Annotated in this window: 1 protein-coding gene and 1 pseudogene; both read left to right on the top strand. The window is 36.2% G+C overall.

Annotated features, from left to right (window positions below; all coding sequences use genetic code 11):
* Positions 1–84: 84 nt before the first annotated feature.
* A pseudogene (locus tag M5121_RS15685) lies at positions 85–345 on the top strand (integrase core domain-containing protein); the annotation flags it as partial.
* Between the two features lie 81 nt (positions 346–426).
* Positions 427–2,382, top strand: a complete 1,956-nt coding sequence (locus M5121_RS15680; RefSeq protein ID WP_000693745.1) for an alkyl/aryl-sulfatase — start codon at positions 427–429, stop codon at positions 2,380–2,382.
* Positions 2,383–2,815: the final 433 nt, after the last annotated feature.

Here is a 2,815-nt window from a genome sequence, read left to right as displayed (position 1 = left end):
GATGGTATGACAATTTTATATACTCCATAAACCCTTTAAATTAATTAGGTGGTTTATGTCGCACTTCAAGTTTTACTCTGCCATGTATTGAAATCAAATGACATCCAAATCAGCATGGATGGTAAAGGTCGATGGGTTGATAATGTGATGGTTGAACGATTATGGCGGAGCGTTAAATATGAAGAGGTGTATCTCAAAGCCTACAGCAATGTTTTGGATGCGAAGAAGCAATTAAACGCATATTTTGAATTTTATAATTTGAAACGACCTCATTCGAGTCTGGACAAAATGACTCCAGATGAGTTTTACTATGACCAGCTACCACAACAAAATAAGGTAGCTTAACTAGAGCAGAGTATCACTTATAAATAAGCTTTTAGTTGTTCAAACATGTGGGACCACCTCTATTTAAAAAAAGGAAAGAAGATGAAAATTAAGTTTTTAACAGTTTCATTGATGCTTATTCTGCCATTTTCTGTTTTTGCAGCAAATACTGTAGTAGAAAAAGCGGTCATTGAATCAAATAATACATATAAGGCGAAGTATAACTTAGAGGATATGACTGAGTTTAATCAGGCTCAAAAGGGCTTTATTGCCAAGCCAACAGGTCAAATTAAAAGTGAGAAAGGCAATGTTATCTGGGATTTTGATGCATTTAGTTTTTTACAAGATCAAGCACCAAATACCGTTAATCCCACTCTATGGCGACAAGCAAAATTAAACAACAATGTTGGGCTATTTAAAGTAACAGATCGAGTTTGGCAAATTCGTGGTTTTGATTTGGCAAATATGACCATCATTCAGGGTGATACTGGCTGGATTATTGTGGATACATTAACCTCTAAAGAAACGGCTGAAGCAGCACTTAAATTTGCTAGACAGCATTTAGGTGAGCAAAAAATTTCAGCCATTATCTTTACCCATAGCCATATCGATCATTTTGGTGGTGCATTAGGCGTTCTTTCTAGCGAAGAAATTAACGCTAGAAAAACTCCAATTATTGCGCCAAAAGGCTTTATGGAAGAAGCGACCAGTGAAAATGTGATGGCAGGTTCAGCCATGATACGTCGTGCGACTTATATGTATGGAACTTTTCTACCTAAAAATGCGGAAGGATTGGTGGATACAGGTTTAGGTAAGGCTGTTGCTGTGGGAAAAATGGGCATCCTTGAGCCTACACAACTGATCACTCAACCAGAACAGAAAATGACGGTTGATGGCTTGGATTTTGTGTTTTATAACGTGCCGGGTTCAGAAGCACCAGCAGAATTAACGTTCTCTATCCCATCATTGAAACTTTATAACGGCGCAGAAATTCTATCTCATACCATGCATAATCTTTATACCCTTCGGGGTGCTAAAGTCCGTGATGCCTTAAAATGGGTGGGCTATCTAGACCAAGCAATGCAGCATGCCAAAGCATCCGATGTATTGATTGCACAGCATCATTGGCCTGTCTGGGGCAATGACAATATTCAAGATTTTATTAAAACCCAGCGAGATGTTTATAAGTTCACGCATGATCAGACGGTGAGATATATGAACTCTGGTTTTAATGGCGCTGAAATTGCCGAAAAAATTAAGCTTCCAGCGGCACTTGATCAAAAACTATATGCTCATGGCTATTATGGAACCCTAAAACATAATGTAAAAGCAGTATACCAATATTATATGGGATGGTTCGATGCCCATCCTTCCAATTTAGATCCATTACCCCCTAAAGCTGTTGCAAAAAAATATATTGAGTTAGCAGGTGGGGAGAACAATGCATTGAAAAATGCGCGGGATGCCTACGCTCAAGCTGACTATAGATGGGCTGCCGAGATTTTAAAACATATTGTGTTGAATAACCCTCAAAACCAACAAGCAAAAGACTTATTGGCGAATACTTATCGTCAATTGGGCTATGCTGCTGAGGCTTCAACTTGGCGTAATTTCTTTTTGGTGGGCGCTCAAGAGCTACAAAATAATGTACCCCTACAAAATACTTCTGATCCGAGTGATTTATTGATTCATACACCAACTGAAAGATTTCTTGAAGCTATGGCGACAAATTTAGATGTGGAAAATTTAAAAAATGAAAACCAGTGTATCAATCTGGTTTTGTCGGATACCAAAGAGCATTTTTCATTATGGGTTGAAAACTCAGTCATGCAGTTTAAGCGTTATGATGAAAGTAAAGATTTGGCATTGGATTGCCCTACATTAACCTTAACCAAGCCCTTATATCTAAAAATGATTACAGGTCAAATAGAAGGGGTAAAAGTCCTGCTTTCTAAAGACAGTAAAGTCAAAGGTAATCCACTGAAAATTGGAAAATTCTTTGCAATGTTTAAACGTCCAGATTCAATTTTCCCGATTGTGACTCGACCAAATGGCTAAGCTCAAATAAGTAAAGTCGAAACTTAAATTAATAGATCCAAAGAAATGGGTGAAATTATCAACTTGGTTCTCCCAATCTTATAACAGGAATACAAGAAATTATTTCTTGTATTCCTCTTTAAAATTAAAAGTAAGCTATATGTATTTTAACTCTATTGATACTTTATTAAATGGTTTTTGAATTTTTATACTTTATTTTCGATGGAGATATTTTTATTAGTAGCTTGTTTAAAAAAGATTTGTTTATTTTTCTATTAATTGCTTCTAAATAATAACTTCAATATTTTTGTGGTTAAAAGGCAAGGGGGTATTATGATGTGTTTTTTATTGAAAATAAGCTTTTATATTAGGGCGAATTCAAACATGAGGTGCGACAGTTTGAAAAGTCTTATGATAATCAACAAGCTGAGCAAATTTCTCTAATGGTGTAAGC

Source organism: Acinetobacter sp. ANC5681 (assembly GCF_023488045.1).
Lineage (GTDB): Bacteria > Pseudomonadota > Gammaproteobacteria > Pseudomonadales > Moraxellaceae > Acinetobacter.
This window is presented reverse-complemented; position numbering and strand designations above follow the sequence as displayed.